This window comes from Methanosarcina spelaei (assembly GCF_002287235.1).
Taxonomy (GTDB): Archaea; Halobacteriota; Methanosarcinia; order Methanosarcinales; family Methanosarcinaceae; genus Methanosarcina; species Methanosarcina spelaei.
This window is the reverse complement of sequence record NZ_LMVP01000090.1, coordinates 23,275-46,438: the sequence shown is the minus strand read 5'-3', so window position 1 is coordinate 46,438 and position 23,164 is coordinate 23,275. Positions and strand designations below refer to the sequence as shown.

General features: G+C 39.4%; 21 protein-coding genes and 2 tRNA genes. 16 read left to right on the top strand and 7 right to left on the bottom strand.

Annotation, left to right across the window (positions count from 1 at the left end; translation table 11 throughout):
* Positions 1–133 precede the first annotated feature (133 nt).
* Positions 134–529: a caspase family protein gene (locus ASJ81_RS06510; protein ID WP_141241605.1), complete on the bottom strand. Its 396-nt coding sequence runs from the start codon at positions 527–529 to the stop codon at positions 134–136.
* Positions 530–561: 32 nt separating this feature from the next.
* On the opposite strand from ASJ81_RS06510, the gene ASJ81_RS06505 reads away from it, so the two are divergent.
* Entirely contained in the window at positions 562–882 is a 321-nt protein-coding gene (locus tag ASJ81_RS06505) for a hypothetical protein (protein ID WP_095643774.1), read from the top strand.
* Positions 883–1,229: 347 nt separating this feature from the next.
* Here the strand turns inward: ASJ81_RS06505 and ASJ81_RS06500 are convergent, their stop codons facing one another.
* Positions 1,230–2,054 carry a formylglycine-generating enzyme family protein gene (locus ASJ81_RS06500; RefSeq protein WP_245859867.1) on the bottom strand — a complete coding sequence of 275 codons (825 nt, stop codon included), beginning with the start codon at positions 2,052–2,054 and terminating at the stop codon, positions 1,230–1,232.
* 840 nt (positions 2,055–2,894) lie between these two features.
* Between ASJ81_RS06500 and priS the strand changes: the two genes are divergently transcribed.
* From priS to ASJ81_RS06455, 9 genes are all read left to right on the top strand, one after another.
* Positions 2,895–4,139 carry a DNA primase catalytic subunit PriS gene (priS, locus tag ASJ81_RS06495; RefSeq protein ID WP_095643773.1) on the top strand — a complete coding sequence of 415 codons (1,245 nt, stop codon included), beginning with the start codon at positions 2,895–2,897 and terminating at the stop codon, positions 4,137–4,139.
* Complete coding sequence (locus ASJ81_RS06490; protein WP_095643772.1) at positions 4,105–4,827, top strand: hypothetical protein; 723 nt, start codon at positions 4,105–4,107, stop codon at positions 4,825–4,827. Before priS ends, ASJ81_RS06490 begins: the two co-directional genes overlap by 35 nt.
* A 557-nt stretch (positions 4,828–5,384) precedes the next feature.
* Entirely contained in the window at positions 5,385–5,663 is a 279-nt protein-coding gene (locus tag ASJ81_RS06485) for a 50S ribosomal protein L44e (protein WP_095643771.1), read from the top strand.
* A 6-nt stretch (positions 5,664–5,669) separates the two neighbouring features.
* A complete protein-coding gene (locus tag ASJ81_RS06480; RefSeq protein ID WP_011306561.1) occupies positions 5,670–5,858 on the top strand; it encodes a 30S ribosomal protein S27e in 189 nt (62 codons plus the stop codon).
* A 72-nt stretch (positions 5,859–5,930) separates the two neighbouring features.
* Positions 5,931–6,737, top strand: coding sequence for a translation initiation factor IF-2 subunit alpha (locus tag ASJ81_RS06475; protein ID WP_095643770.1), 807 nt, complete (start codon positions 5,931–5,933; stop codon positions 6,735–6,737).
* A gap of 6 nt (positions 6,738–6,743) precedes the next feature.
* The gene (locus ASJ81_RS06470) at positions 6,744–6,899 is read left to right on the top strand and encodes an RNA-protein complex protein Nop10 (protein ID WP_095643769.1); all 156 of its coding nucleotides are present in this window, start codon (positions 6,744–6,746) and stop codon (positions 6,897–6,899) included.
* A gap of 9 nt (positions 6,900–6,908) precedes the next feature.
* Positions 6,909–7,679, top strand: a complete 771-nt coding sequence (locus ASJ81_RS06465) for a proteasome assembly chaperone family protein (protein WP_095643768.1) — start codon at positions 6,909–6,911, stop codon at positions 7,677–7,679.
* A 98-nt stretch (positions 7,680–7,777) separates the two neighbouring features.
* A complete protein-coding gene (locus tag ASJ81_RS06460; RefSeq protein WP_095643767.1) occupies positions 7,778–9,151 on the top strand; it encodes a TIGR00375 family protein in 1,374 nt (457 codons plus the stop codon).
* 142 nt (positions 9,152–9,293) lie between these two features.
* A tRNA-Ser gene (locus ASJ81_RS06455) sits at positions 9,294–9,377 on the top strand.
* Between the two features lie 304 nt (positions 9,378–9,681).
* On the opposite strand, the gene ASJ81_RS06450 is transcribed toward ASJ81_RS06455, so the two are convergent.
* Both ASJ81_RS06450 and ASJ81_RS06445 read right to left on the bottom strand, forming a co-directional pair.
* On the bottom strand, positions 9,682–10,203 hold the full coding sequence (locus tag ASJ81_RS06450; RefSeq protein ID WP_095643766.1) for a gamma carbonic anhydrase family protein: 522 nt from the start codon (positions 10,201–10,203) through the stop codon (positions 9,682–9,684).
* A gap of 144 nt (positions 10,204–10,347) precedes the next feature.
* The gene (locus tag ASJ81_RS06445) at positions 10,348–11,751 is read right to left on the bottom strand and encodes a formylmethanofuran dehydrogenase subunit B (protein WP_095643765.1); all 1,404 of its coding nucleotides are present in this window, start codon (positions 11,749–11,751) and stop codon (positions 10,348–10,350) included.
* A 1,614-nt stretch (positions 11,752–13,365) separates the two neighbouring features.
* On the opposite strand from ASJ81_RS06445, the gene ASJ81_RS06440 reads away from it, so the two are divergent.
* From ASJ81_RS06440 to anfK, 5 genes are read left to right on the top strand one after another with little or no spacing between them, the layout of a single operon-like run.
* Positions 13,366–13,683 carry a P-II family nitrogen regulator gene (locus ASJ81_RS06440; RefSeq protein WP_095643764.1) on the top strand — a complete coding sequence of 106 codons (318 nt, stop codon included), beginning with the start codon at positions 13,366–13,368 and terminating at the stop codon, positions 13,681–13,683.
* A 13-nt stretch (positions 13,684–13,696) separates the two neighbouring features.
* Positions 13,697–14,074, top strand: coding sequence for a P-II family nitrogen regulator (locus ASJ81_RS06435; protein WP_095643763.1), 378 nt, complete (start codon positions 13,697–13,699; stop codon positions 14,072–14,074).
* A gap of 21 nt (positions 14,075–14,095) precedes the next feature.
* Positions 14,096–15,661, top strand: a complete 1,566-nt coding sequence (anfD, locus tag ASJ81_RS06430; protein WP_095643762.1) for a nitrogenase iron-iron protein, alpha chain — start codon at positions 14,096–14,098, stop codon at positions 15,659–15,661.
* Positions 15,662–15,682: 21 nt separating this feature from the next.
* Positions 15,683–16,033 carry a Fe-only nitrogenase subunit delta gene (gene anfG / locus ASJ81_RS06425; protein ID WP_095643761.1) on the top strand — a complete coding sequence of 117 codons (351 nt, stop codon included), beginning with the start codon at positions 15,683–15,685 and terminating at the stop codon, positions 16,031–16,033.
* Positions 16,034–16,048: 15 nt separating this feature from the next.
* Positions 16,049–17,437 (top strand): Fe-only nitrogenase subunit beta, encoded by a 1,389-nt coding sequence (gene anfK, locus ASJ81_RS06420; protein ID WP_095643760.1) that lies wholly within the window; start codon positions 16,049–16,051, stop codon positions 17,435–17,437.
* Between the two features lie 712 nt (positions 17,438–18,149).
* On the opposite strand, the gene ASJ81_RS06415 is transcribed toward anfK, so the two are convergent.
* Both ASJ81_RS06415 and nifH read right to left on the bottom strand, forming a co-directional pair.
* Positions 18,150–18,743 (bottom strand): pyridoxamine 5'-phosphate oxidase family protein, encoded by a 594-nt coding sequence (locus ASJ81_RS06415; RefSeq protein WP_245859866.1) that lies wholly within the window; start codon positions 18,741–18,743, stop codon positions 18,150–18,152.
* Between the two features lie 374 nt (positions 18,744–19,117).
* Complete coding sequence (nifH, locus tag ASJ81_RS06410) at positions 19,118–19,945, bottom strand: nitrogenase iron protein (protein WP_048107862.1); 828 nt, start codon at positions 19,943–19,945, stop codon at positions 19,118–19,120.
* Between the two features lie 704 nt (positions 19,946–20,649).
* Here nifH and ASJ81_RS06405 point away from each other — a divergent pair.
* Positions 20,650–20,841 (top strand) — tRNA-Trp (locus tag ASJ81_RS06405).
* 344 nt (positions 20,842–21,185) lie between these two features.
* On the opposite strand, the gene ASJ81_RS06400 is transcribed toward ASJ81_RS06405, so the two are convergent.
* Positions 21,186–22,499, bottom strand: a complete 1,314-nt coding sequence (locus ASJ81_RS06400; protein ID WP_095643759.1) for a COG1470 family protein — start codon at positions 22,497–22,499, stop codon at positions 21,186–21,188.
* Positions 22,500–23,164 lie beyond the last annotated feature (665 nt).

Here is a 23,164-nt window from a genome sequence, read left to right as displayed (position 1 = left end):
GAGTGGGACATGGCATTCCTTACAGGACTTCCCATAGATGTAGTTCAGGAATATGTAGAGATAATAAAATTATATGAAAAAGAAAAAAGCAATAAGACTGACAATGAAAATCAGTAACTAAAGAATTGAAAGGTCATATGAACCTATCTAAGGTAATAACTGAGTTAAGTGATGGATATTTCATGCACCTGTTGATATAATCAAAATTTAACGAAGTTGCCAGAGGATAGTCTTCTCTGTGGTCCTTGAATAGCAAACGCAGTCCATTGTCTAGATGTTTTTTCCCATGACCGGAAAAGTAAATGAAAACAAGATCATTGCGGTTTGCATTTTTCAGTATTTTTTCAATTTTGATCCTTGCGTCTACAAAGGTATCATCTATTGATTCTTCGACTTCATCAAACCCACAGACATCCTTATTCAGCAGAACCTCCTTCATTGCGAGAGCGTCAGCTACTGCAAACCTCAGTTGTTTATCAGAATCTGGATAATTATTTCCAATAACAAGCCCGAATCTTTTGCCAGTCATGATGATAATGCGCAATTTATTTATTAGAGCTCATGAAACTACTCAGACCTTCACAGACTGATAGTTGCGGGTTTTCTTCAAAAAATTTAGACAATTTTGTAAGAGGCAATTTTGAAATCTTAACAGTGTTTCCGTCAGGGCACTTTAGTTCGATTTCGGCAGTTGGCCTGTACTCCAGCCAGGTTTTCATTGCTTCAAGAATAACCTCTGCAAAAACCTTTCCGGTTATGCCGAAAACCGCAAGTGTGCTGAAAATGGTTGCCAGATCGGCTTTTTCTCCTTCAGAACAGTTTGATTTTAAAGGCTCGATCCAGCCGTCAGGTATACTCGTGCAAATTGAACTGTATAGCTGACAGCACTGCTCCTGCCAATATTCCGAAGAAGCTTCAACGTCTTCAGACGTGAGTACAATAGAGAAATTAGACTTATCGAGAACTTGCTGTATTCTACCACCAACTGTTCCACAATCTAAGACTTAGGTTTTCTTTAGGGGATATATGATTTAAGATTTTTGTTTTGTAAGAAATAAGAAGCTCGAAAAAAGTGGAGGTTCCTCAAAAATTTTGAAGATAATTTGAAGGTTTAAGCATTAATTGTAAAAAAAGTATAATTTTTTTAAAGAAGCAATCATATGTTCCTTTAAAGAAGAAAATCATAGTTCCCTTAAAAAAGTGAGTTATAGCTTCCTTAAAAAAGAAAGTTATAATTCCCTCAAAAGACGGAACCCAAGATTAGCAAGTCGATTCTCAGTTTTGCGCTTGAAACGACCGGATGAGCGACAGAACCATGTATCGCAGAGCCAGCTGCACCCACGAGAAATACGATCAGGGCTACTTCCATCTTCCCACGCGCCCCCATCCGAAGGAGCATCATTGTAATTCTCGTGCCACTCATCCTGTACCCATTCCCAAACATTTCCGTTAATGTCGTAAAGTCCCCAGGGGTTTGGTTTCTTGCAGCCAATTACATGAGTCTTATTGCCGGCATTTCCGGCATGCCAGACATACTCATCTAGTTTTGACTCATCCTCACCAAAGAAGCACCTGGTTTGTGTGCCGGCACGGCAAGCGTATTCCCATTCTGCTTCTGAGGGTAAGCGGTATTTGTCAGTTTCTTCCTTTTCATTCAGCTTTGTAATAAACTCCTGAACGTCTCTCCAGGAAACCATCTCAACAGGGTGGTCTTCACCTTTGCAGTATGCAGGATTGTTGCCCATTACTTTTTTCCACTGTCTCTGCGTGACAGCCGCTTTACCCAGATAAAAAGTGGAATTAATTTTTACTTTATGAACCGGAGATTCGGAGTCTGATCTGTCCTTTTCTTCTAAAGGTGATCCCATATTGAATTCGCCAGCCGGGATTAGTACAAATTGCATTCCTGTAAAAGAGCTGATAAAGTTGTTAGTATCATCCGGATTATCAGTCAGTTCAAGGATAGATGATTCTTCATTTTCCTCAGTTTTCAGGTAGTATCGAACCGTATTAATGTAATTCTTAATACTCAGCTTATTTCCCAAAAGCCCCACTCCTTGGTTATAGTTTAAAAGTTGTCCGTTTTTACCTCTAAATTTCTATTTTAGATCATTGCTTGTCTATTTTCACTTTTAGTTCTTGTTTTTTTTCGTCTTTAAAATTCTCATTTGTCAATTTTTGTTTTTCATTACAATTTTTCAACTATAGTTCACTTCATGTTTATTAATTTAAAATTTTAATTTTTAGTTGTCGATTTTGATTTCAATTTATCTATTTCAGTTTTGTTTTTAGCTTTTAATGTCAGATTCTAGAACTCTCATTATATCATTGTTGATACAGTTGTTGCATATTGTTGCTTCGGTTATTGATACTGCTGTTGATATGGTTGTTGCATATTGTTGCTTCGGTTGAAATTAAACTTTATTGCCATAAAATACCTGGATTGAGAATCTTTACTTATCCCATCAGAATAAAAAATTATCTAAACTTAAATAGACTGTTAAACGTTTTTAAAAAAACTCATATAACCAAAAGTAAAATATGAGATTGATTTCTCATAGGAAAACCCAGCCAGAATTTCTTATTAAATCAGTTATTAAAGTTTAAAAATCCCAAATCGAAAAATTAATTAAAATTCCCCATCGAAAACACTGGACAAGACTGATTAAAATCCTTAAGCTATAATACCCTTAGCTATAACACCCTTGATTGAATTACTAAACTATAATCCGGGTCAGAACTTCCAGTCATAATCCTTAAACTATAATCTGATCAGACTTCCTTAACCATAATCACGGTCAGAGTCTCTACCCCATAATATGGTCAGAATCCTTAACCTATGCCCTCATAAGAATCCCTAAATTAAGATCCAAAACCCCAGAAGCCCCGAAATCATGGACAATCGAACTGCCCGCTTTTTGAAAACTCGCTTCCAGAACTATTACAAAAATGCCGAAATAGGCCTTCCTGACCACCTGCCTAACAGAGAATGGGCTTTTATCTTCTTTGACGATATGCCTGATAAGATGATGCACAGGCACAAGGCTTTCGGCTCACCTGGTGAAACTCTTGACTATCTTTACGGCATGGCTCCTGCGCATGTTTACAATTCAACTGCATATTACGAATACCCTGACGTACGGAAAATGAACGAAAAGAACTGGTTAGGAGCGGAATTGATTTTTGACCTTGATGCAGACCACCTTCCAGATGCACCAAAAAACTATGCGGATATGCTGGAGCTTGTAAAGAAGGAAACTTTCAAGCTTATGGATTTCCTTTTAGACGATTTCGGGTTTTCGGAGCAGGAGATTGAACTGGTATTCTCCGGAGGAAGAGGATATCATTTCCATGTAAGAAGCCCAAAAGTCCTGAAGCTTGGAAGTGCCGAAAGAAGAGAAATCGTAAATTATCTTAGCGGCAGAGATCTTGATTTTAAATACTTTTTCAAAGAAGTCCCTATGGATGGAGAATTCGGGACTGGCTCAAAGATATTTAAAGGAATGAAAAATGTGCCTTTGAAATGCACACTTGTGGGACACGACTCAGGCTGGGGAAGAAGGATTGCTCTCTATCTTACGGATTATATGAAAGCCGAATGCGGAAAAAGGTACAAAAAAGATATGTTTCCCGAACTTCGCAAATACGAGAAAGTCGGAGACACTACAGTAAAAAAATTAATAAGCCTTTCTAACAGTGAAAATGGCTTAAAGGATATCCTGGAGAAAGGAAGGCTTGACTTTGACGTCAGAAACTTTAAGGATATTGCTGCCTATTTTATGAGAGAGTCTGTTGAAGATTTCCTGCACAGATTCGGAGCCAGCGTTGACGAACCAGTGACTGCGGATATCAAACGTTTGATACGAGTGCCGGGCTCATTGCACGGCGGGTCAGGGATGCTGGTAAAGAAACTTGCCTTGTCCGAGTTAGAGAAGTTTGACCCGCTTACCGATGCTGTTGTCTTTGGCGAAAGACCGGTAAAGGTAACAGTTATAAAACCTTTCTCGGTACAGTTAAAGGGCAAGGACTTAAAAGTAGAAGAGGGCATACAGGAAGTTCCTGAGTATGCAGCAGTGTACTTAATTTGTAGAGGTGTTGCTGAGTATGGACATAGAAGAAATCAGCCAGGTTCTGTATAAGGAAAAAAACCAAACAATAAAGACAATTCCGGCTGATTTTTACCTGGAGGCTGAGAAATATGTCCGGAAACTTGAAGAAGAAATTGAAAAATTAGGTAATTCCCGTTCTCCTGAGTTCAAGATGCTCCATGATGAACATGAAAGAGCACTTTCGGACCTTGAGACTATCTTCATGAAACGGATAGGAAAAGTTATAACCAGAGCAACAATTCAGTCTAATGCAAATAAACCTATTTCAAAGGACATCGAAAAATTACTTCCTGTGGAAAAGAGACTTTATGATCTTGTACTGCAAGGAATTAAAGCCGCAAAAAACGAACTTTTAGGTCCTATTCTGTACCCTGGTTCCGAGAATACCGCAGTCTGGCCTGAAATTGTGGAAAGACAAATCCCTGCCGGTTTCAAAGGAGAACCGGAATCAAAAATAGGGATTCCCGTTATTGCAGCTAGAGGGGAAACAGGAATAGTCCCAGACAAAAACAATATAAATGATGAATACGTTGTTGTCCGAATACTGAAAGATCTCCCGACCTTCACAGGTGCAGACGGCCGAAACTATACTGTCAGTGCCGAAGAAGTCATTGTTTTGCCGCAGCTCAATGCTACAGGGCTGATAAAGCGGAATGCAGCTAAACTGATTGTCGGGCAGGATGACACCGGAAAAGACCAATTTCCCAGAAGGAACTAATTCCCTGAGACTTATAGCTTGTTTTAGCTTGAAAAAGAAGATGGCAGACAGTTTAAAGTGTCGGAGATTCTATCAAACCTTGAAGGTCGGAAAGCCTATCAGGGGAATAGTATGAGTATTTATATGTGTAGCTATATTTGTGTACCTTAACCTTGTTAGCACCAAGCTTTTTGAGAAAAAGCTTGAGCAAAAACCGGGTAGTACTTTAACCTTGTTAGCACCAAGCTTTTTGAGAAAAAGCTTGAGCAAAAACCAGTAATAATTTAAGTTTGTTGGCATCAGGCTTTTTGAGAAAAAGCTTGAGCAAAAACCAGTAATGGTTAATTCAATTGACTCTGTGACCTCGCCTTGATAGAAGATTCCAATTGTAATATCGAGACAGAAAGAGGTCTGAAAATATCAGGTTCATCCAATCAAAGGCTTCCCAAATAAGATATTCCCAGGATCTAAACGCCATACGTAACGCCATACGTATAATTCCATATATTAATAGTGCTTTTCCGCAAAAGCCGGAGAAAGTAAGCTGAATACCAATAATCATTAAAAAGGTGTAAAGAATGAAGATTCCAAAGAAATTCAGGAGTTACTGCCCTTACTGTAAAACTCACCAGGAAATAGTGGTTGAGAGGGTCAAGAAGGGTCAAGCTTCATCCATGACTCACATTGCAAGACAGAAGAAGAGGCAACAAGGCATAGGGAACAGCGGAAAATTCTCCAAGGTGCCCGGTGGCGACAAACCCACAAAACGCATCTGGCTCAGATACCGCTGCACAGTATGTAAAAAAGCCCACCAGAGACCCTGTTTCAGGGCAAAGAAGTTTGAATTCAAGGAGTAAGATAAAATGGTAGATTATATCCAGAGGCCAAAAAGCAGGTTCCTGCGCGTAAAGTGCAACGACTGCGAAAACGAACAGATCATATTCGGAAGTGCCAGCCGTAAAATCACCTGCGTTGTCTGTGGAAGGACCCTTGCCGAACCAACCGGTGGAAAATCGACAATTACTACTCATATTCTGGAAGTGCTTGAATAACCGAACAGATAAAAGCACTTTACAGCCTAGAGTAACACATAATAAAGAGATAAAACTTGAGAAGTGGTGCGAATGGGAAACGATAACTGGCCCGAAGTCGGAGAATTTGTTGTCTGTACTGTAAAGAATGTGACGGATTTCGGAGCCTATGTCGAGCTTGAGGAGTTCGGAGGAAGAGAAGGTTTTATCCATATCTCCGAAATTAAAGCAGGCTGGGTCAAGTACGTCAGGGACTACGTAAGGGAAGGACAGAAGATAGTCTGCAAGGTTCTTAACGTGGACCCTTCCCGCGGCCATATAGACCTTTCATTGAAAGACGTAAACGAACACCAGAGGCGCGCTAAAATCCAGGAATGGAAAAATGAGCAGAAAGCCGCCAAATGGCTCCAGTTCGTGGCTGAAGAGACAAAAACCGAGGAAAGTAACCTGGAAGATTTGCACGAAAAACTCGTAGAAGAGTTCGGAAGTGCATATTCAGCCTTTGAAGAAGCTGCTATCGAAGGGGAGAGAGCCTTCAAAGCAGTCAAAATCAATAAAAAATACTTAAAAAGTATAATCAAAATCGCAGGAGAAAACATCAAACTGCCTTTTGTAGACATTGCAGGCTATGTGGATCTTACCTGTAACCTTCCAAACGGCATAGAAGTCATAAAGCAAGCCCTCAGTGCTGCAAATTCCATAAGTGACGTTGATGGAAAAGACATAAGGCTCGAAATAAGTTACACGGGGGCTCCAAGATACCGAATTAAGGTAATTGCCCCGGATTACAAGAAAGCTGAATCAGTCCTTAAAAAATCTGCCCAGACAGCAGTTGATAGTATTACCAAACTTGGCGGACATGGGACATTCAAGCGACATATCGAATCAGCAAAGGCGTGATACCCTTTGGGACAAAAGATCCGCAAATGCAAAAACTGCGGCAGGTACACTTTAAGGGAAATTTGTCCGGTTTGCGGGGGAAAAGTTGCCTCCCCAAATCCGGCTCGCTTTTCTCCTCAGGACCCTTATGGCAGGTACCGCAGAATGGCAAAGAAAGGATAAGGAATTGTTATGCAACAAAGTACACTTGTCCGCCTGAAAGAAAATCTTGAACTCAAAAAACCAATTTTTATAGTGGGACTTCCAGGAGTAGGACTCGTAGGCAAGCTAGTGGCAGAGCATCTGGTGGATGAACTTGGAGCAGAAAAAATAATAGAGGTTTATTCTCCGCATTTTCCACCTCAAGTCCTGGTCAATAAAGACTGTACGGTCCGTCCTGTGAGCAACACTATATACTACGCAAAAGCAAAAGAGGATGATATCCTTTTCCTTGTAGGAGATCACCAGAGTACAACTTCACAGGGACACTATGAACTCTGTTCGCTTTATCTCGACATTGCAGAAGAGTTTGGAGTGCAGAGGATTTATACGCTCGGAGGGTATCCCACAGGCAAACTGACCTATGAGGAAACCGTCCTTGGGGTTGCCAATAACACAAAACTGATCGAAGAAATCAAAGAATATGGGGTAGAGTTCAGGGAATCCGAACCCAGTGGAGGTATAGTTGGAGCATCAGGCCTGCTTGTGGCTTTCAGTGAAATGCGAGGTATTGATGCTGCCTGCCTTATGGGTATGACACCCGGATATTTAATGGATCCTAAAAGTGCCCAGTCCCTTCTAAAGGTGCTCTGTAGAATGTTCGGGATTGAAGTAAACATGGAGTCTCTTGAGAAAAAGGCCGAGGAAATGGAAAGCATCCTTGAGAAGCTAAAGGAAAAAGAAGAGCAACAGACATTCCAGGAAGTCAAACCTACTGAAGAAGACCTGCGCTACATAGGATGATATGGTCTTAGAGATGACCAGAAATTAAAGATGAATTTAGCTAAAGCTATCTAATTAAATGATTACTAAAAGTTGGATTTTCCGGTAAAGGGAAGGAAATGAAAGTCAATACAGACCTCCATCTCCATTCAAAGTACTCCATGGCGTCTTCCAAAAAAATGGAACTGCCGACGATTGCCAGGGAGGCTTCAAAAAAAGGGATGGAATTAATCGGTACTGCAGATTGCACTCATCCGAAGTGGCTAGAAGAGATCAAAAGAGTATCTGTTTCGGATGAAGAAATCCGCATAGATGAGATTTATTTCATCCCAACTACCGAGATAGAAGACAGCAACCGTGTACATCATCTCCTTATTTTGCCTTCGATTTCAAAAGCTGAAGAACTGGCCGAGCGCATTGCCCCTTTCGGCAATCTTGAAGCCGACGGCCGCCCGAGTATCAGGTTGGATGGCAGTGAAATTGCAGAAATTGCAAAAGACCTTGGAGCCCTTATTGGTCCCTGTCATGCCTTTACTCCCTGGACTGCACTTTACGGTTATCATGACAGCTTGAAAAGTTGTTATGGAGATATGACAGATTATATTTCTTTTCTGGAACTTGGCCTGAGTGCAGACAGTGACTATGCAGATCGGATAGAAGAGCTACACCGTCTGACATTTCTTTCAAATTCCGACGCTCATTCTCCTTCTACCAATAAACTGGCAAGGGAGTTTACACAGTTTGATTTGCCTGAGATTACCTTTGATGGCTTGAAAAAAGCAATACTCAGGGAACAGGGATATAAAGCTACTCTGAATGTAGGGTTCTTTCCCGAAGAAGGAAAATACAACCGTTCAGCCTGTATTAAGTGTTTTACCCAGTATCCGCTGTCCGAAGCCGTTGAAAGTAAATGGCGCTGCCCTATTTGCGGAGGCATTATAAAGAAAGGGGTTTTCGACCGTGTTAATGAACTTGCAGACTTCAAAGAACCAAAACACCCCGACTATCGCCCTCCTTACCTGCACCTCATCCCTCTTGCCGAGATTATCCAGATGGCACTCGGCCATGCAAGCGTTCAGACAAAAGGCGTACAAACGGCCTGGAATAAACTTATAGAACGCTTCGGAAATGAAGTCAAAGCTCTTATTTACTCCGAGCCTGAAGACCTGAAAGTTGTGGGTGACGACAGGATAGTAAACGCGATCCTGGCTTTCAGAAAGGGAAACGTCATAATTCATCCAGGTGGAGGTGGCCAGTACGGCTGGCTTGAGCTTCCCGAAAACCTGAAAAATGAGGAAATTCGGCAAACAGGACAGCTTTCATTTGCAGGTCTTGAGAAAACAAATCCCAAGAAAGCAAGCAAACCCGAAAAAAAGAGAGAAAAAAGGCCCAGGAAAGAAACCGGCGAAACCGAAAAAGAAGGATCGGAAAATCAAAAATCGAATAATGGAGAACCTGATGATGCAGGCCAGAGTTCACTTTTTGACTTTTGAGATGTTACTTTTCAAGTTTTGAAGTAGCTCCTTTTATGACAAAATATATAAGAAAGAAAGTATATTCACTAACCCTGCATCTGAAACACGTTGTGTCAAAAACGTCGGGCAGCGCCCGGAAATTATACATACATTAAAAAATGCCCAGGTAGTCTAGTGGTAAGGCGACGGTCTCGAAAACCGTTTCTTCTTTGGGAGAGCGCAGGTTCAAATCCTGCCCTGGGCGTTGATTTTTAAGTTAAAAGCTGAAAAAAAGCGAATATTTAAATTATAAGCCTAAAAAAAGGACTCTGTTCCAAAATCCAGTGATTTTTGCATTTTTGATAGAAAATCTGAATTAGCAAGAAGAATCCAGTTTTTATCAAAATCAATATTCGCTATCTAAAGACTTGAATCATTAAGTTGTATTACACGGATGGTGACCATTTACAAAATCTAGTGATTTTGAATTTTACATCCATCACTAGATTTTGGTACTGAGTCAAAAAAAGCAAATATTTAAGTTATAAGCTTAAAGAAAAGCTATTGACTTAAACATTAACTTTACTCTTTTCCCTGTACTCCTTTGTAAGTTCTACATACTCTTCAGCATTTCTTAATATCGCCTCGATTTCTACTTCTTCGAGTTCTCTTTTTACTTTCCCGGGAACTCCAATGATCAGGCTTCTTTCAGGAAATTTTTTTCCTTCAGGAACCAGTGCATTTGCACCGACAATGGAATTTTTCCCTATCTCAGCTCCGTTCAATACTGTAGAGTTCATTCCTATAATTACATTATTTTCGATTTTGCAACCATGAAGTACGGCACCGTGTCCTATAGTGACATTATCCCCGATTTGTACCTCATTAGTAGAATCTACATGAATTACTACATTATCCTGGATACTTGTTCGGTTTCCGATTTTTATTTTATTCTGGTCCCCTCGAAGCGTAGCATTAAACCATATACTCGAATAATCTCCAATTTCTACATCTCCGATTATATCTGCAGAATCCGCAATGAAAACCGTCCTTGAAATTTTCGGATTTTTGTCTTTATAATTCTTTATCATCAAATTTCTCCTTTTGTTTATCAGGAAAATTAATTAATATAGAACTTATCTCAAACCAGTTTAATTCTAAAACCTTAATGGTTTTAGAATTATTTCCCATTCTCAGAAACTTAACTGGCTACTCGAAATATGAGTTTCCCATTCTCAGAAACTTAACTGGCCACTCGAAATATGAGATCTCGAAGAGCAATTTTGAGTTTTAAGATCATCAATGTATGTAAACGGAAAAATACTGTCCTGAAAAATACTATCCTGATTCTTTTTCTCTTTTATTTTTTCAAAAAGCTGTTTTAAGGTGTCTTCGTTACTTTGAGTGAATTTAAACGGTGAATCAAGGAACGGTTCAAAATAAACAGGCACATCGTCAAGCCTGTAGAAAGTCCCTTCACACTCCATAGAGTCAATGACTCCAGGGAGCACAATGTCTGAGAGAGACGTAGTTGGACAGGGAATTGTATCCAGGCAGATTAAAGGAATTTCTTCAAGGTAAGCTGCACAGTCAGGCGGGATCTGACTCAAAAGATCGGCACATATTACAAAAGCTGCATCTATGTCCTTTTCTCGAAGCAAATCTAAGGTTGTGAATTCTCCAGGGTTATAACGCGGGTGTCCACGCATGAAGTCAAGCCCGAAGGGGTAACCGTACATGTAGGAAGCAACCTGGCTAAAGCCTGCCGCGTTGCAGTGACTGCGGATAATTCCAAGAGAAAATTTAGAATGTTTGTTCAGCTCTTTCACAAGGTTCATGGCAATTTCGATATTCCTGTACTTCCCAGGAGATGAAGACAGTCCAACCCCTACTGAGATAGTCCCAAAGTTGCAGTTCTTCATCAAATCAAGCATCTCTTCCATAACATGAATGGAAACTCCTGTAATTTCCTCTACTGAATGATGGGGAACTCTTCCGTGTAGAAGTGTCAACAGTGCACTTACTAGTTCATAGTCTGAATCCGGTTTAAGCTGCACATGAAGGTCAGAAGCTTTAGCAGTTAGTGTTTTTCTTGGGTCCACAGTAAGGATTGTCCTGTCAAAACGCCCGCGTTTTGTCCAGTAACCTCTGGGAAAAACCCCATATCTGGACATCTGTCTGGGCATGGATTCAAGTGGGTTTGTTCCCCAGTAAACCATAAGATCTCCCCTGTTTTTCTTCTGCCCTTCAGTAGCACCGACTTTTCCGGCCTCCTGAGTTCCCATCACTATGGCCCCATTACCGACTGTATCGACAATTGCGCCAAGATATTCCCCTATCATGAGCCCAACTTCATATGCTTCACAGGAAGTTTCACTGCCTATGTAAATCAGAGGACGCTTCGCCGAAGTCAGAATGTCTGCAGCTATTTGAAGGGCTCCGTCCCAGGAAACCGGTCTTAATTTCCCTCCGAACTTTAGAAGGGGTTGTTTAAATCGTCTGGGACTTGTAATCTCCTTAAACCTGGAAATTCCCATCTTGCATACGTTTTTCGCTTCAATCTTTCCGTCATTAATTTCAATCTGGATATCGTCGCAGGCAGCTCCACAAACCGGACAGACTATGTTTTTGTGAATCATACTCACTGCTCTCCGGAACAAAACTTTGATATTGTATTTTCGATGTATTTTTCAAAAAAAATCGATAGTATCTTCTCGTCTTGCATTTTACTGACCTCTCAACATTGTTCTGTTTGCTGTACAACAGTTCACTTTCATGCCAATGAACAGTGCACAGTAATTTCACAGCACTGTACCATTTTTATGAACTAGTACTTCAATGTCAACAGGTTTTCAGGAATACGCCTTTTTCCCTGCATTCTGGAAGACGGGTGGGGGAATTCAGGAGAGACCATAACTTTCCAGATCCCAATAGAAAAAAAACCGTGTTCAAGTTTTTTGCTGTAGTTTACCAGTTAGTAGATTTTCAGATCCACGCTTGTCACCAGTAAACTGTCTTCTCGTTCAAACTCATACGACTTATATGAAGAACTTGTATTAGAAATAGATTTACAACTCAAATATAAACATATCGGCATCAATTTTTTGAGTGAAAGTATTATATTATTTTATATAAGTTGATTATATAGAAATAAACGTTATTAAATTTGCAAGGTTCACATATTGATAAATTTACATAGTAACTTTCGGAAGTTATGTTCCTGCTTTGAACGGAGAATCAAATATGAAACTAGGCGCACGCAATGCCTTAAAAAGTAAAGTTAAAAGCATTATCTTCGGAATGGAAAACTCTTAAATTGTAATAGAACCGCCTGAAAGAACGGTAATCACTTGTATCATCACAAAAACGTCACAGCTGAAAGTCTGAATTTAAAAGTAGGAAGCTAAGTTTATGAAGCGTTCAAGACCTCAAGTGTGATGATAGGCACGGACTAACTACTCATTTTCATTAATTTTTGTCGTCAATTTGACTCTTAATAGTCTGAATGAGATTGGTATACACAAACATATCTAATTTATTACGTTGATAAAAGAGCAAATAATAAATTGTTAGATTTTTCTATTAAGAAGCTGCTTTAAAATAACAGTAAATAAGCTTAAAATACTGATTAGGTAATAAATATAATTTATTTTTAAGTATATCTTTTGTATTAAATTTTAAAATCACCGATGTTTATGTTCTAAAGAGTAAATAATATCAAACCCATATTGTGGAAAAGTTTTATATAGTATAAAATAGGAAATAGGTTACTGTTTTCCTATGTTATAAATATATATTATGGTTAAAAAAACATAACGGGATAAAAGCACAAAAGGAGGTTAAAAGCACAAAAGGAGGTTAAAAGCGCAAAAAAAGGTTAAAAACACACTGAAAGACTATTAAAATTCGGACAACTCGCTATATGCCGGAAAAAAACGTTGCAGAAATAAAGTCCGATCTTTTTGTTGATTATGATAATCTGTGTAATCAAAAAAAAGGAAGAGACAAGCTTGCACTTGAAATTATCGAAAAGAAACTTTTGTTGCCACAAAGCCTCTTGATATGAATTACGTAGAAAAAGTAATCACAAGATCTGGTCAAGGATTGATCACTTAAATGTCATTGCAAAACCTCACGAATGCAATTTCATTCACTAGAAAACATAAAACTTCATTGTACACCACAAAACTTCATTTGCCGCCGAATGATGTTTCGTGTGACAAAGTTTGTTCGGCGGTGAAAGGAGGATTAATATGAAAATGATCAAAGCTTTAATACGTACTGAAGCCGCTGATGACGTTATAGAAGGGCTTGCAGAAGGGGGATTTGTTTCACTAACAAAAATAGACGTATTCGGCCGTGGAAAACAAAATGGGATCACGATCGGAACAGTACACTATGATGAGCTTCCTAAAACCATGCTTATTTTAGTTGTAAAAGATGAGCATGTTGAAGAAGTTGCTAAAATTATCAAATACAAAGCATACACCGGTCATCAAGGAGACGGTAAAATTTTTGTCATCCCCGTTGACAATGCATATACGATACGCACAGGGGATGTAGGTCTTTGAGGAGGGTGCAATTATGAAAGAAATAATTGCAATTATCCGTCCAAAAAAAGTTATTCCTACAAAAGAAGCTCTCGAGAAGCTCGGTGTTCCTAGTTTAACTGCGCTTCCAGTGTTTGGAAGAGGTAAACAAAAAGGCATTGCAACCGAGCTTGAAATTGATATTCGCCCTGAAATTCTGGATCAGAGCATAAAGGCTGGAAGGAGAATGGAATACATTCCCAAGCGCCTATTTTCCATAGTTTCCCGTAATGAAGATGTTGACACAATTGTTGAAACAATTATTAAGGTAAACCAAACTGGTGAAATCGGCGATGGGAGAATTTTCATCTGTCCTGTTGATGATGCCATTAGGGTAAGAACGGATGAACAGGGAGACAGTGCCCTTCTATAAAAGATAAGGAGAAACGAATCCATGCCATATCACACGTTTAAATGTAGCGAATGTATTCCCGACAGGGCAATGCATGCTGTTATAAAAGGTCCAGGTGAAGACTTGACGTCCTGCCTTCCCCTTGGATACCTCAACACGATTCCTGGGACGATTTCAGAAAGGGGATGCGCTTTCTGTGGTGCAAAACATGTTATAGGCTCACCTATGAAAGATGTCATTCATCTGAGCCATGGCCCGGTTGGATGTACTTACGATACCTGGCATACTAAGCGTTACATCAGCGATAACGACAATTTTCAGCTTAAATATACCGCTGCAACGGATATGAAGGAAAAACACGTCGTATTCGGCGCTGAAAAAATGCTTAAACAGAATATTATTGATTGTTTCAAGGCCTTTCCCCATATTAAAAGAATGAGTATCTATCAAACTTGCGCTTCAGCACTTATCGGGGATGATATAAATGCTGTTGCGAAAAAAGTGATGGATGAAATGCCAGATGTAGACATTTTCGTCTGCAATGCTCCTGGTTTCGGAGGACCGAGCCAGTCAGGAGGACATCACAAAATCAATATTGCCTGGATAGATCAAAAAGTTGGAACATTTGAACCTGAAATAAAAAGTAAATATGTTATCAATTACGTTGGTGACTATAACATCCAGGGTGATTCGGAAATTATGATAGATTTTTTCCAGAGAATGGGGATTCAGGTTCTCTCCTCCTTTACCGGGAATGGGTCCTACGATGACCTTAGAGGTATGCACCTAGCCCATCTCAACGTGCTTGAATGTGCACGGTCTTCCGAATACATCTGTAATGAACTCAGAAAAAGATATGGGATTCCACGTCTTGATATTGATGGGTTTGGTTTTGAACCACTCTCAGCTTCACTAATGAAAGTAGCTATGTTTTTCGGACTTGAAAAAGAAGCACAGGCTATTATAGACGACGAAACTGCCAGATGGAGGCCAGAACTCAACTGGTATGCTAAACGTCTGAAAGGAAAAAAAATTTGTCTCTGGCCTGGTGGCTCCAAACTCTGGCATTGGGCACATGTAATTGAAGAGGAAATGGGAGTTAAAGTTGTCTCAGTGTATTCAAAATTCGGTCATCAGGGAGACTTCGAAAAAGGCGTTGCTCGGTGCAGTGAAGGAGCACTTGCAATTGACGATCCTAACGAACTTGAAGGACTTGAAGCCATGGAGATGTTACAACCCGATTGTGTCCTTACAGGTGTTCGTCCGGGAGAAGTTTCCAAAAAGATGAGGGTCCCATATCTCAATATTCATGCATATGACAATGGCCCATATAAAGGATTTGAAGGATGGGTCAGGCTTGCTAGAGATCTCTACAACGCAATATATTCACCGATTCACCAGCTTTCTGGACTGGACATAAGTAAGGATGAAATTCCCACTGATAAAGGATTCATGACCAGACAGATGATTTCTGACGTGAATATTATTGGGGATGGGACTACCCCAATCGAGGAAAGACCGTATACCGGCGAATGGGATATTGTTACAAAATTGCGTGGAAAAAAATATCCAAAGCTTGAATCACAGCAACAGCTTGGCATGGTATAATAGAGGAAGGTGAGGTCATTAATGGATGATGTTATGAAAGACAGGGTAGAGCAGCTTGCAGATTTTATTATGAAATGGTGCCTGTGGCAGTTTCACTCACGTGCCTGGGACAGAGAGAGACAAAACGAAGAGATTCTTACAAAAACCATGCAGTTATTGTGCGACGAACCTGTTAATCTCAGCACACCTTCAGATAGGTGCTATTGGGTAGATGCTGTGTATTTAGCAAATGGGTTCAAAAAAACGTGCCCATGGTTAGGCATAATGGACAAAAAAGATATCAAACTGCTTATGCAGGGGCTTAAGGGGCGTATAGATTACTTAACTATCAATGGGTCACTTAATCAAGAACTCACTAACCCAATTTATTAAGTAAGAGGAAATATCATGTCTTGTGAACTAAAACAACGAGAGCGTCCAGGAATTATCAACCCCATATTCACATGCCAACCCTGTGGAGCACAATATGCCAGTATAGGAATAAAGGACTGTATCGCTATCGTTCATGGGGGACAGGGATGCGTAATGTTCGTTCGTATGCTATTCGCACAGCATTTCAAGGATAGCTTCGAGCTTGCATCTTCATCTCTTCACGAGGACGGTGCGGTGTTTGGGGCTCTTAATAGAGTAGAGGAGGCTGTAGATGTTCTTTTGATGAGGTATCCACATGTGAAGGTCGTACCGATCATCACGACGTGCTCGACGGAAGTCATCGGCGATGATATTGACGGTCTCATTCGGAAACTAAACAAAAAGCTTTTGAAAGAAAAATATGCAGATCGGGAAGTACACCTTATTCCAATCCACACTCCAAGTTTTAAAGGAAGTATGGTGACCGGATATGATGTGGCAGTCCATGATATAGTAAAGGCGTTTGCAAAAAAAGATAAACCTAATGGAAAAATCAATCTAATCACCGGATGGGTCAATCCCGGAGATGTTACAGCACTCAAGCACCTTCTGTCAGCAATGGATATAGATGCAACAGTCCTCTTCGAAATCGAAAGCTTTGATTCTCCTTTGATGCCGGATAAAAGTGGATTTGCCCATGGCAGTACGACGATAGAAGATCTGACCGGAACTGCGGACGCAATGGGAACAATTGCATTGAATAAGTATGAGGGTGCGAAAGCCGCTCGATATCTAGAAAGCGAGTTCGATGTTCCTGCAATAATAGGACCAACTCCGATCGGAATCCGTAATACGGATACCTTCCTGCAGAATTTGAAAAAAATGACCGGAAAACCGATTCCCGAATCACTTGTTCGTGAGAGGGGAATTGCAATCGATGCAATTACGGACCTTACCCACATGTTTTTTGCCGACAAGAGGGTTGCCATTTACGGAAACCCAGACCTAGTCATAGGCCTTGCTGAATTCTGTCTCGATATGGAGATGAAACCCGTGCTTCTTCTTCTTGGCGATGACAATAACACGTATAAGGGCGATCCGCGCATCAAAGCATTCCAGGAAAAAGTAGATTTTGATATGGAAATTGTTATGAATGCAGATCTGTGGGAACTTGAAAGGAGGATCAAGGATAAGGAAATTAAACTTGATCTTATCCTGGGGCATTCCAAGGGTCGCTGGACTGCTATTGACAACAATATCCCTATGGTACGTGTGGGTTTTCCTACTTTCGATCGTGCAGGATTGTACCGCCATCCAGTTGTTGGATATGAAGGCGCTATATGGCTCGCTGAACAGATGGCAAACACACTTTTCACCGATATGGAATACAAAAAGGATAGGGAGTGGATATTGAATGTATGGTAAAGCTTATTTGGTGACTAAAAACTTTAACCAATTAAATATGTAATACTCAGTTGTTATTTTATCAGATTCTGCCAGTTCACAGTGTTAATTAGTTCCGGTAGAGTCAATTAAAAAATATACAAATATAAAGCCACAATGGTATGCATCCGATTGCAAATGATAAATATTTCGTTCTTTCATTCTTTGGCGAAACAAACAGATGCAGGGGTGCATCCCTGAAGCTTTAATTAGCTATCTTTTTTATTTTACTCTCCTTCAATAGAAACTTTAGTAGAATTGCCATTGTTTTACTTAAGAATTGGTCTCTAAATTATGCAAGTTAGTAGATATTCTTTGAAAGAGACAACTGTTTCAACCTCAGGTGAAAACTAATATTGTAGTATGATAGGAGGAACTATCTTGAAAATTGCAGTTGTGAAAGATAATAACCAAAAAACGAGTTCAATATTTGAACTTGGTTTTTATTACAATATATGCCGAAATATGAAACTGTGAATCAATTGCCGAACAAAAAGACTCTCAGAATAGTAAATGTATAAACCCTGTGAATGTCAGCATATCGATATCAGATTTCACTTCTCTTAATAAGGATCGCAATGAAAAGACTATGAAAAGACTATGAAAAGACTATGAAAAGACTATGAAAAGACTATGAAAAGGCGTTTTTGGGACTTTCCCCCAAAAGGCCTCATTTCATGTAACTACTGTAGAATTAAGATATTTCCAAGTTGAATAGTTGTTCAGATTCTACTGAGTTTTCTTTAGCTGTCATTCCTGCCAGCGTTATTCTATATACCGAAACCGGGTTTTCATCAAGTGAAGAACGATACTTTTTAATAAAATTGCTAGTTAGAGAGTTACTGTAATACCCCGGCATATATTTATCGACCAGTCTCTGAAGAGCTTCAGCGGCTTCTTCGAAGTCGGTTACTTTTTCTGCCTTTCCAAAAAGCATTACGCTCATATATGCCGTATCAGCATGGCAGGGCATAGGATCAATTACGGTACCATGCTCCTTATATATTGTAAAACAAACATGCGGACTTTGGGAAAGAATATCTTCCTTTTTGCCAGAACCCATACCATGAAAGTAAATTGAACCTTTGTGCCACACATAATTCATTGGAATAGCATAAGGAAAAGTATCACTTACCATTCCCAGCACACCTGTTCTTTCATGCAAAAGAAAATTATTTATTTTCTCTTTGTCTGTACAATTTCTTTGCGTATAACGAACTTGATCCATCAGAGAACACCCTATCCTTATGTTTTTTTGTTGTGTAAAATTATATGGTTGAATATTCATCGACTTCTTGTCCTGTTCGGTTGTTGTAAGGATGAGACCGTATTTTTGGAAATTAAGTGAAAAACAAAATATAATTGAAGAATTCTGCACTGATTAGTACAGGATTTCGTTCCAGCGGAAAGTTGCATGTTCATGCAGAAATATTCATCTTAATCTTACACATCGGGATCATACACCCTGAAACTTAAATTCAGATATCCATCTTTTTCTTACCAAACTATTCTTAATTTAAAGTAATTGGTATCTGCCAGGTACCCCTTATCTTATTTCTACCAGAATCATTTTGAAGGGGTAATACCCAGCTTATGAAGTTTGTGATTATTTTTTTCGAAGGTATTTTTTAAGTACAATTTTTTTATTCGGAATGCTTTGAATTAATCCATAAGACCATACCTTTCTACCATTTTCTCCAGCTGATCCATACTTAATGGTTTAGGGATCACGAACATATCGTTCTCCAAGATTTTCTTGGCGAGTTTCCCGTATTCAAGTGCTTGATTGCATTCGGGATCGTACTCCACAACAGTTTTTTTATTGAACTCAGCTTTTTGAACAATGTTGTCTCGAGGTACAAAATGTATCAGTTGTGTTCCAAGTTCGGATACGAACTCTTCCATCATTTCAAGCTCATTATCGACCTTACGGCTATTGCAAATAATCCCTCCCAACCTCACGCCACTTTGTTCGGCATACTTGAGTAAACCCTTACAGATGTTATTTGCTGCATAAGTCGCCATCATTTCTCCAGAAGCAACTATATACACCTCCTGGGCTTTTCCTTCTCGAATAGGCATTGCAAAACCACCGCAGACAACATCACCCAGTACATCGAAGTGAACAAAGTCCAGATCCTCAGAATAAACTCCCAACTCCTCCATAAGATTTATTGCAGTAATAACCCCCCTACCAGCACAGCCAACGCCAGGTTCTGGGCCACCGGATTCGACGCACCTGATGCCGTTGAAACCGGTATTGACCACATTTTCAATTGTTACAGATTCCTCCCCTACATCCCTAAGCGTGTCCATTATCGTGGTTTGGGGCACGCCTCCAAGTACTAAACGAGTGCAGTCCGCTTTTGGGTCACAACCGTGGATGAAAACATTTTTGCCATGGTAATATGCCATAGCAGCTGCAGTATTTTGTTGAGTGGTGGATTTTCCGATTCCACCTTTTCCATAAAAAGCAATTTTTCTGGTCATTGATATTCCTCAAAGATTTATTACAACCGTATCAAAATTCACTTTCTTCAGCATTCGATTTTAAGCAACTATTGAGTTTCTAACAGGCAACGAAATTCTTCTGTATAGCTTACTTCAGTTCCATACCTCCTGTATTTGCTTCAAATGTGTTATGTTCAACAGAGCATAACATGATTTATATTTACGGAATACAGTAACCTATTTCCTATTTTATAGTATATATAATTTATCTATTGAAAGAAATATAGCAAAGTAGAACAAGAATCCCAAATTTTGGCAGATACAAATTAGAAACGAAGGTAATATAACTTTAAAACAAGATCAATAGCCGTAAGAACTCAATAAAATTGAGATGTATTAGTATTCAAAAGAGTAAGCTGTAAGTTATCTCGCATCCAAATACACACTTCTCTCAAAAGGTAAGTGCCATTCTCCGTTATGTTCAAATTAACATATATATCAAATACTCAAAGCAAGGAAACAAATTTTATCGAGACTAAGAAGCTACATACAGAGTACTTCTGCCTGGCAAAATACGAACGAACATAATAATGAGGCCATATAAATATAACTAAATATAGAACATAAGATATAATAAGAGATTTGCCCTCACACTTTTTCAAAAAGCATACTTTTTTCACAAAAACATCATTTCCTGCCGATAAGTATTTAAAAGAAGAAGGATATTTGGGTATCCTTGTAAAGGGGCTGTGGCCTAGCCCGGCATGGCGATGGGCTCCAGCGGATAAATGATGAACAACGGGTCTACCGAGTCTAACCCGACGGGGTAGGACAATGAGGAACCGTTGGAGCACTGATAGATGCTCACCAGAAGACTGTACAAACAGTTGTTCGGAGATACCCGTCGATCGTGAGTTCGAATCTCACCAGCCCCACGTTTTTTAATTTATAGTTTTGAAATTAATCTGACTCTGTTCCAAAATCCAGTGATTTTTGCATTTTTGATAGAAAATCTGAATTAGCAAGAAGAATCCAGTTTTTATCAAAATCAATATTCGCTATCTAAAGACTTGAATCATTAAGTTGTATTACACGGATGGTGACCATTTACAAAATCTAGTGATTTTGAATTTTACATCCATCACTAGATTTTGGTACTGAGTCATTAATCTTGATGAATTAATCTTCTTGAGTGTAGCCGAGACGAAAACTCTTATTAAGAAATAGGCAGCAGGATCTGAGCATATAAAGCTAAACCCTGCTAACCTACTCTAAACCCTTACTTTAATATGTGCTGGTTTTTATCTTGATTTTCCAACGTTATTGAATATCCAAAATTTGCAGTGTTTTTCGGCATAATCTGAAGTTCCCACGTTCCAATTGCTCCAGAAACCGCGTACGTTTCCACATAATGATTGTTTGTATTCTGATAGATCATGCTGTTATCCAGTGCCCATGCCGGGAAATAGTATTCCCCAGTATTTACATTGCTTGTTTGAGTTATTTTTGTAGGGTATGTGGAAACAAATTGGGAATTATACTTTAGTTTTACTTCAAAAGACGGTTCTTCAATTTTAGGAGATATACGTAGTCCCATAGCAGGGTCGTAAGTATCGGTCGAGACATCAATTGCTATCGGGGCAGTAGTTGTAGTGTTGAAGATTTTCACGTAAGGAACTGTAGGCTGCTGCATAGCATTGAAGTACAGACCTATTTGGGGGTTAGATCCGTCATTAGTTTTCTCATCAACGTTCATGTCGATATACCCGTTATACGAGCCTGTTGCATTTTCCGGAACAGGTAACTTAATGGTTATGTTAGCTATATCGCCTGCTTTTATAACTGAAGGGGCAGAGATCGCTATTGCACCATCGTTGAGAGCAAACGTATCAAGTGAATTAGCATACGCGTATCTGTTTACCTTAGGATCAATAGTAATATCTTTGTCTGCTACATTTTTGATTTTCATCCTGTACTCATATTCTTGTCCAGCCTTAACGGTATCAGAGATAGAACTTGCCTGAAGCTCGATTTTAGGACTAGCCTGGACGAAAAGATCAAGCTTCATAGAGTTTACATATTCTGTGGAGTATGGGAAAAGATCATCTGTGAAGGCTATAGCTGCGTGATAGTTCGCGCTTTCTGCATCTCTGGGCACATTTACATTAACTGTAAAGTCCCGTAGTGCTCCTGGTTCTACGGTCACGTTCGTTGGAGATACAGTGATCCAGCTTTCAATCGTGTCGTTCCCACTGTTAGACGTAGATACTACTTTAGGGGTTACAACGAGCGTTTCATTACCTTCATTCTTGAAACTAACAGTAAATTTTTCACTATTTCCTGCTACCATATACATAGAAAAAGATGTCGGATTTATAGTGTGTACTGTGACATTTCCATCAGTTACATTTCCGTCAATGAATCCTGTATCAATGGTATCATTTTCATAAGTTCCATTTTCGTAAGTAACATTCCCGAAAACTAAATTTCCGTCAAACTGCCCAGTTTGAGCACATGCGGCCTGTATTAATGCCAGACAAAGCAGCATTCCTAACAATCGAGGCATTACCTTGAGACTATTAGTTTTGTCCATATTTCATGCTCCATTCTTTTTATTAAGAACATAACTTCCTAACTAACCCACGAAGGATTTTCAGAAATCTGCATGATTGCCGAATCACAGAGGAACACATCGCTACACTGAAAAATCAACAGCATAAGACATACGACTATAAAATAATATTGTGAGGGAGTTGCAGAAACACTTAGGTTTAAAAGTTAGGAAGTAATAGTTAGAATATACACGTTGTATAAAATATTTATGAGTGAGTCAAATCTTCAAATTTAGAAAAGGAATAATTCAGAAATTATCGATGGATAAGACAATGAAAAAACTTTGGGGCACCGACAGAGGCTAACCAGAATTCAGATTACAAAATCAGTTATTAAGAGGCACCCGTCGATCGTGAATTAGAATCTCACCAGCCCCACGTTTTTTCTTTAATTTTGTTTTTCTTTGTACATGTTCTTTTAAGATTCTTTTTCATACATGTTTTTAGCGTTACTTTTTATACCTGAAAATGAGGAGAGTTTAAGAAGTAATACTTTCACGTAGCTCCCCCAACGGTTAATAACCTGCAAGTTCAATCTTCTTCTAGCTGCTTAAACCTGCTCAAACCGATCAACAGCAAAGAGAGGGTCCTATCTTGAGACGCGAAAAAGAAGAAATAGCTGTCCTTGTCAGAGCTACCCCTGAGA